The organism is Paracoccus shanxieyensis (assembly GCF_009711265.1).
Classification (GTDB): domain Bacteria; phylum Pseudomonadota; class Alphaproteobacteria; order Rhodobacterales; family Rhodobacteraceae; genus Paracoccus; species Paracoccus shanxieyensis.
Window position 1 is genome coordinate 1 of sequence record NZ_WMII01000050.1, and the last position, 7,043, is coordinate 7,043.

The following is a 7,043-nucleotide window of genomic DNA, read 5'->3' on the forward strand; positions in this document are numbered from 1 at the left end:
AGCGCGGAAAATGCTGCGGAAATTCCTCTTGCGCCTGCGCCACGACCTGAAGGTCGCTGTCAAAGATGATGGCGCGGGACGACGTCGTCCCCTGGTCGATGGCTAGGATCTGGGTCATGGTCGGTCCGGGTTTCGGTCACGCTGCCGCCTTTGGCCCGCGGCGGCAGAAGCCGCGGTCAGGCGGATCGGAAACGGGGGCGGAACCGGCAAAGGCCCCGCCCCCGGCAGAACGGCTTACTGCCAGGATTTGATCAGCTCGTCATACGAGACGGTTTCGCCCTGCGGCTTTTCGTTCTCGATCTTGGCGACGGGCGCGCCGGGCGCGTCCAGCCATTCCTGCGGATCTTTTTCCTCGTTCAGCTTCGGACCCAGATCGCCCTGGACCTTGCTGCGCTCCAGCCGGGCCAGCACCTTTTCCTGCTCGGCACACAGCGCATCCAACGCCTCTTGCGGGGTCTTGGCGCCCGACATGGCATCACCGATATTCTGCCACCACAGCTGCGCGAGCTTCGGATAATCGGGAATATTGGTGCCGGTCGGCGACCATTGCGTGCGGGCGGGCGAGCGATAGAACTCGACCAGACCGCCCAGCTTGGGCGCGCGATCGGTGAAGTGCTGGCTGTCGATGGTGGACTGGCGGATGAAGGTCAGACCCACATCCGATTTCTTCACGTCCACCGTCTTCGAGGTCACGAACTGCGCGTAAAGCCACGCGGCCTGCGCGCGGTCCACCGGGGTGGACTTCAGCAACGTCCACGAGCCCACGTCCTGATAGCCGACCTTGGTGCCTTCGGTCCAATAGGCGCCATGCGGGCTGGGGGCCATGCGCCATTTCGGCGTGCCGTCCTCATTCATGACCGGCGTGCCGGGCTTCACCATGTCGGCGGTGAAGGTCGTATACCAGAACATCTGCTGGGCGATGTCGCCGCGTGCCGGAACGGGCCCGGCCTCGCCAAAGGTCATGCCCATGGCTTCCGGCGGGGTATAGTTCTTCAGCCAGTCGATGGCCTTGGTCACGGCATAGACCGCCGCGGCATCGTTGGTCGCGCCGCCGCGCGCCACGCAGGACCCCACGGGCCGCGAGTTTTCGTCGACGCGGATGCCCCATTCATCGACCGGCAGACCGTTCGGCTCGCCTTTGTCGCCACCCCCGGCCATCGAGAACCAGGCATCGGTGTAACGCCAGCCAAGGCTGGGGTCTTTCTTGCCATAGTCCATATTGCCCCATGCCTTCGTGGGGCCGCCTTCGATATAGGACATGTCGCGGCCGGTGAAGAACTGGGCGATATCCTCATAGGCCGACCAGTTGACCGGAACGCCCAGATCATAGCCGTATTTGGCCTTGAAATCGTCCTTGGTCTTTTGATCGTTGAACCAGTCATAGCGGAACCAGTAGAGGTTCGCGAATTGCTGGTCGGGCAGCTGATACAGATCGCCATCCGGCGCCGTGGTGAATTTCAGCCCGATGAAATCATCAAGATCCAGCGTCGGGCTGGTGAAATCCTTGCCCTCATCGGCCATCCACTTGGTCAGGTTGCGGGCCTGCTGATAGCGCCAATGCGTGCCGATCAGATCCGAGTCGTTGACATAGCCGTCATAGATATTCTCGCCGGTCTGCATCTGGGTCTGCAGCTTTTCCACCACATCGCCTTCGCCGATCAGGTCATGGGTGACCTTGATGCCGGTGATGGCGGTGAAGGCCGGGGCCAGCACCTTGGATTCGTATTCATGCGTGGTGATGGTTTCCGAGACGACCTTGATCTCCATGCCCGCAAGGGGCTTGGCGGCGTCGACGAACCATTGCATCTCGGCTTCCTGATCCGCGCGCGACAGCGTGGACAGATCGCCGATCTGGTCGTCCAGAAACTTCTTGGCGGCCTCCATATCGGCCCATGCCGGAGCCCCCGTTACCATCAGCGCCAGCGCGATGGCGGTTCCGGCGCGGACCTTGAAGGCGGTCGTTTTGGTCGGTCTCATGTTTTCCTCCCTGATGAGACGCGGATCGTCATACCCAGCGGAACACCGCAGCGGCATAGACAAGGCAGATGGCAAGCGCCCACCAGACGGGGGGGCCCACAAAGAACAGCCAGGCCAGACAGATGAAGGCCGAGCCAAGCAGCGTGATGAACAGCCGGTCGCCGCGCGTGGTTTCGATGCGCAGGATGCCGCGGCGTGGGGTTTCCGGGAAACGGATCGCCAGAATGGTGAACAGGATCAGCAGGCCGGCGATGATCCAGAAGAACACCGCCACCGGAAAGGTCCATGCCATCCAGCCGCCGGGGATCATCGGCGCGGTCCATTCGCGCGCGCCATCGACGACAGGGGTCGCCCAGACCAGAAAGGCCATCGCCCCCGCCATCACCGCGATGGCCCCGGCATAGATCGCGCCCCAGTTCACCTGACGGGCAGCGGCTTCGGTAATATCCTTGGCTTTTGCCATCAGACCCTCCCCAGGGCGAAGCCCTTGGCGATGTAATTGCGCACGAACCAGATCACCAGCGCGCCCGGCACGATGGTCAGCACCCCGGCTGCGGCCAGCACGCCCCAATCCATCCCGGATGCCGACACCGTGCGCGTCATCGTCGCCGCGATCGGCTTGGCATTGACGCTGGTCAGCGTCCGCGACAAGAGCAGCTCCACCCATGAGAACATGAAGCAGAAGAAGGCCGCGACCCCGATGCCGCTGGCGATCAGCGGGGTGAAGATACGGATGAAGAAGCGCGGGAAGGAATAGCCGTCGATATAGGCGGTCTCGTCGATTTCCTTGGGCACGCCGCGCATGAAGCCTTCCAGGATCCAGACCGCCAGCGGCACGTTGAACAGGCAATGCGCCAGCGCCACGGCGATATGGGTGTCGAACAGCCCGATGGACGAATAAAGCTGAAAGAACGGCAGCGCAAAGACGGCGGGCGGCGACATGCGGTTCGTCAGCAGCCAGAAGAACAGATGCTTGTCGCCCATGAAGCTGTAGCGGCTGAACGCATAGGCCGCAGGCAGCGCCACCGCGATCGAGATCACCGTGTTCAGCACCACGTAGATGATCGAGTTGACATAGCCCATATACCAGCTGGGATCGGTCAGGATCACCTGATAGTTGCGCAATGTCAGCGTCTGCGGATACAGGCTGAAGGTGCCGGTGATCTCGGCATTGGTCTTCAGGCTCATGTTGACCAGCCAATAGATCGGGATCAGCAGGAACAGCAGATAAAGCGTCATCACGACGACAGAGCCACGCGATTTCATGACTGCACCTCGGCTTTGTCCATGCTGGTCATGACGGTATAGAACACCCAGCTGACCAGCAGGATCACCAGAAAATACATCAGGCTGAAGGCCGCAGCCGGACCAAGGTCGAACTGACCCACGGCCATCTTGACCAGATCAATGGACAGGAAGGTGGTCGAGTTGCCCGGACCGCCGCCGGTCACCACGAAAGGTTCGGTATAGATCATGAAACTGTCCATGAAGCGCAAGAGGACGGCGATCAGCAGCACGCCCTTCATCTTGGGCAGCTCGATATAGCGGAACACCGCCCAGCGGCTGGCCTGATCGATGCGCGCGGCCTGATAATAGGCCTGCGGAATGGATTGCAGGCCCGCATAGCAAAGCAGCGCGACAAGGCTGGTCCAGTGCCAGACATCCATCACGACCACGGTGATCCACGCGTCCAGCGGATCGTTGGTGTAATTGTAGTCGATGCCCAGCGTCTCAAGCGTGCGGCCCAGAAGGCCGATATCCACACGGCCGAAGATCTGCCAGATCGTGCCGACGACGTTGAACGGGATCAGCAGCGGCAGCGCCATGAGCACCAGCACCAGACTGGCCCAGAAGCCCTTTTTCGGCATGTTGAGCGCGACGAAGATGCCCAGCGGCACCTCGATCGCCAGAATGATCGCGGAAAACAGTGCCTGCCGCCCCAACGCCTCATGCAGACGCGAGGAATGCACCATCTCGTCGAACCATTCGAGGCCCGCCCAGAAGAATTCGTTATTTCCGAACGTGTCGTTGAAGGCGTAGTTCACCACCGTCATCAGCGGGATCACCGCCGAGAAGGCCACCAGCACCAACACCGGCAGCACCAGAAACCACGCCCGGTTGTTCTGTATCTTTTGCATCACGCCGCCCTTTGTGCAGGCGCTGTGCGCCAGTCATCGACATAGACGCCCAGCTTGCCCGGCACGAAGCTGACACGGGCGCCCTCGCCCGGCAGCGCCTCGCCCTCGGGCAGCAGGGCGTTGAAGCTTTTGCCCGCCAGTTCGGCGCGCAGGATCCGGTGGCGACCGACATCCTCGATCCGGCGCAGCGCGATGGGCAGGCCGCCCGGCAGATCGCCCGCACCGCCGACATGGACATGTTCGGGGCGGATGCCGATCTGGACCCGGCCCGAGGGCGTGCCGTAATCGGCCCCCAGATCCAGCATCGCGCCATCCGCCAGCCTGGCCTGACGGCCCTGCACCTGCGCATCCAGAAAGTTCATCCCCGGAGAGCCGATGAAATAGCCGACGAAACTGTGGGCCGGGGCCTCGAACAATTCCTCGGGCGTGCCCATCTGGACGACGCGGCCGTCATGCATGACCACCACCTTGTCGGCAAAGGTCAGCGCCTCGGTCTGGTCATGGGTGACATAGATCATCGTATGGCCGAACTGGCGGTGCAGCTGTTTCAGCTGGCTGCGCAATTCCCATTTCATCTGCGGGTCGATGACGGTCAGCGGCTCGTCGAACAGGATGGCGTTCACATCCTCGCGCACCATGCCCCGGCCCAGACTGATCTTCTGCTTGGCATCGGCGGTCAGCCCCTGGGCGCGGCGGCCCAGCACCGCCTCCATGCCGATCATGCGGGCGATCTGATCGACACGCGCCTTGATATAGGCGGCGTCCTTGCCGCGGTTCTTCAGCGGAAAGGCCAGATTGTCGCGCACGGTCATCGTGTCATAGACCACCGGGAACTGGAACACCTGCGCGATGTTGCGTTCGGCGGTGGCAGCATGGGTCACATCGCGGTCGCCGAACAGGATCCGGCCCTGACTGGGGGTCAGCAGCCCCGAGATGATGTTCAGAAGCGTGGTCTTGCCACAGCCCGACGCCCCCAGCAGCGCATAGGCCCCGCCGTCCTGCCAGACGTGATCCATCTGCTTCAGCGCATAATCCGCAGGCCCGGTCGGATGCGGGTTATAGCTATGCGCCAGATTTTCCAAGGTAATGCGCGCCATCAGGCCACCTTTGCGTAAGCCGCCGGCGCGGACAGCTGGCCCGCCGGATCGAACAGATAGACATGGCGCGGCTGCAACCACAGCGACAGCTGCGTGTCGGGCGCAAGGTCGTGCACGCCCTCGATCAGCGCGACCCAGCGATCCTCGCCATGGCGGACATGCAGAAAGCTTTGCGCGCCGGTGATCTCGGTCACCACGACCTGACAGCGGAATTCCAGCGCATCGGCCGAGGGTTTTTCGACCGACAGATGATTGGCGCGGAACCCGGCCTGATAGGCGCCATCGGCAATGCCGGGCGCGCGCGCGCCCTGCGCCAGATCCAGCCGCCCGGCCTGCACGCGGGTCTGGATGAAGTTCATCGGCGGATCGCTGAACACCCGCGCCGTGGTGGCATCGACCGGCTGGCGATAGACCTGCGGCGTCGGCCCGAACTGGGTCACGCGGCCTTCCCACAGCGTTGCGGTATTGCCGCCCAGCAGCAGCGCCTCTTCGGGTTCGGTGGTGGCGTAGACGAAGATCGCGCCCGAGGCCTCGAAGATGCGCGGGATCTCGATGCGCAATTCCTCGCGCAGCTTATAGTCAAGGTTCGCCAAAGGCTCATCCAGCAGCACAAGCCCCGCGCCTTTGACCAGCGCGCGGGCCAGCGCGCAACGCTGCTGCTGGCCGCCCGACAGTTCCAGCGGCTTGCGCTGCAGCATGGGCGTCAGGCGCAGCATCTCGGCGGTTTCGCGGACCTTGCGGTCGATCTCGGCCTTGGGCGTTCCCAGAATCCGCAGGGGCGAGGCGATGTTTTCATAGACCGAGAGGCCCGGGTAATTGATGAACTGCTGATAGACCATGGCCACGCCCCGGTCCTGCACGCGCAGGCCGGTCACGTCGCGGCCCTGCCACAGGATGCGCCCGGTCGAGGGCTGGTCCAGCCCCGCCATCAGCCGCATCAGGCTGGTCTTGCCCGACAGCGTCGGTCCCAGCAGCACGTTCATCGTGCCTTCGCGCAATGTCAGGCTGGTCGGGTGGATATGCACCCGCCCTTCGACCAGCCGTGACACGCTTTGCAGTTCCAGCACCATGTTCCCCCCTTTATTCCAGTCTATTTCGCAGCCTGCGCCTGCGCCTCGAACCAGTCCTGCACGGCCTGCTGCTGCGCGCCGTCCATCCTCAGCCCCAGTTTCGTCCTGCGCCACAGCACGTCCTCGGCGCAGGTGGCGAATTCGCGGGTGGCGAACCAGCGCAGTTCGGCCTCGGTCAGGCCGGCGCCGAAGTCGTGGCCGGGCGGGTCGGACAGGATCAGCGCGGCTTCGGTCCCATGCGTGCGCACCAGCCGCAGCGCGTCGCGGGCGGACAGGCGCGGATGGCGCGCGCGCAGGTCATCGACCAGCGCGCCCACCCCATCCACCGGGAAATCGCCGCCCGGCAGCGCCACGCCCGCCGTCCAGGCCGCCCCGGCCTTTGGGAAATGCGGCGCAAGCTTTGCCAGCGCGCTTTCGGCCAGCCGGCGATAGGTGGTGATCTTGCCGCCAAAGACGTTCAGCAGCGGCGCGCCCGTGGCATCAAGGCTGAGCACATAGTCCCGCGTCGCCGCCGTGGCCGAGCTGGCACCGTCATTGTAAAGCGGCCGCACCCCGGAATAGGTCCAGACCACCTGATCCGCCGTCACCGGCTGCGCGAAATACTGGCTGGCAAAGCGGCACAGATAATCGCGTTCCGCATCGGAACAGCGCGCCGCCTCGGGCGGGCCGTCATGGTCCATGTCGGTCGTGCCGATCAGGGTGAAATCCTGCTCATAGGGGATGGCAAAGATGATCCGCCCATCGGTGCCCTGAAAGAAATA

The 7,043-nt window shown here is 63.6% G+C and carries 8 protein-coding genes; all 8 read right to left on the bottom strand.

Going from position 1 to position 7,043, the window contains the following annotated elements:
* Positions 1 to 118: FGGY family carbohydrate kinase (locus GL284_RS20885; RefSeq protein WP_155046336.1), on the bottom strand; the 118-nt coding region annotated here is incomplete at its 3' end.
* Between the two features lie 116 nt (positions 119 to 234).
* Complete coding sequence (locus tag GL284_RS20890; protein ID WP_425274257.1) at positions 235 to 1,914, bottom strand: ABC transporter substrate-binding protein; 1,680 nt, start codon at positions 1,912 to 1,914, stop codon at positions 235 to 237.
* A 91-nt stretch (positions 1,915 to 2,005) separates the two neighbouring features.
* Positions 2,006 to 2,440 (bottom strand): DUF2160 domain-containing protein, encoded by a 435-nt coding sequence (locus GL284_RS20895; protein WP_155046338.1) that lies wholly within the window; start codon positions 2,438 to 2,440, stop codon positions 2,006 to 2,008.
* The gene (locus GL284_RS20900) at positions 2,440 to 3,243 is read right to left on the bottom strand and encodes a carbohydrate ABC transporter permease (protein WP_155046339.1); all 804 of its coding nucleotides are present in this window, start codon (positions 3,241 to 3,243) and stop codon (positions 2,440 to 2,442) included. The genes GL284_RS20895 and GL284_RS20900 overlap by 1 nt, the downstream gene beginning before the upstream one ends.
* Positions 3,240 to 4,115, bottom strand: a complete 876-nt coding sequence (locus tag GL284_RS20905; protein ID WP_155046340.1) for a carbohydrate ABC transporter permease — start codon at positions 4,113 to 4,115, stop codon at positions 3,240 to 3,242. The genes GL284_RS20900 and GL284_RS20905 overlap by 4 nt, the downstream gene beginning before the upstream one ends.
* Positions 4,115 to 5,212: an ABC transporter ATP-binding protein gene (locus tag GL284_RS20910; protein ID WP_155046341.1), complete on the bottom strand. Its 1,098-nt coding sequence runs from the start codon at positions 5,210 to 5,212 to the stop codon at positions 4,115 to 4,117. The genes GL284_RS20905 and GL284_RS20910 overlap by 1 nt, the downstream gene beginning before the upstream one ends.
* On the bottom strand, positions 5,212 to 6,282 hold the full coding sequence (locus GL284_RS20915) for an ABC transporter ATP-binding protein (RefSeq protein WP_155046342.1): 1,071 nt from the start codon (positions 6,280 to 6,282) through the stop codon (positions 5,212 to 5,214). The genes GL284_RS20910 and GL284_RS20915 overlap by 1 nt, the downstream gene beginning before the upstream one ends.
* A 20-nt stretch (positions 6,283 to 6,302) precedes the next feature.
* The coding region (locus tag GL284_RS20920; protein ID WP_155046343.1) for an FAD-dependent oxidoreductase at positions 6,303 to 7,043 on the bottom strand (741 nt) is incomplete at its 5' end.

Bases quoted from the DNA above. Each gene is read 5' to 3' on its own strand.
- GL284_RS20915 (WP_155046342.1), bottom strand. From the start codon at position 6,282: ATGGTGCTGGAACTGCAAAGCGTGTCACGGCTGGTCGAAGGGCGGGTG.
- GL284_RS20900 (WP_155046339.1), bottom strand. From the start codon at position 3,243: ATGAAATCGCGTGGCTCTGTCGTCGTGATGACGCTTTATCTGCTGTTC.
- GL284_RS20905 (WP_155046340.1), bottom strand. From the start codon at position 4,115: ATGCAAAAGATACAGAACAACCGGGCGTGGTTTCTGGTGCTGCCGGTG.
- GL284_RS20895 (WP_155046338.1), bottom strand. From the start codon at position 2,440: ATGGCAAAAGCCAAGGATATTACCGAAGCCGCTGCCCGTCAGGTGAAC.
- GL284_RS20890 (WP_425274257.1), bottom strand. From the start codon at position 1,914: ATGGTAACGGGGGCTCCGGCATGGGCCGATATGGAGGCCGCCAAGAAG.
- GL284_RS20910 (WP_155046341.1), bottom strand. From the start codon at position 5,212: ATGGCGCGCATTACCTTGGAAAATCTGGCGCATAGCTATAACCCGCAT.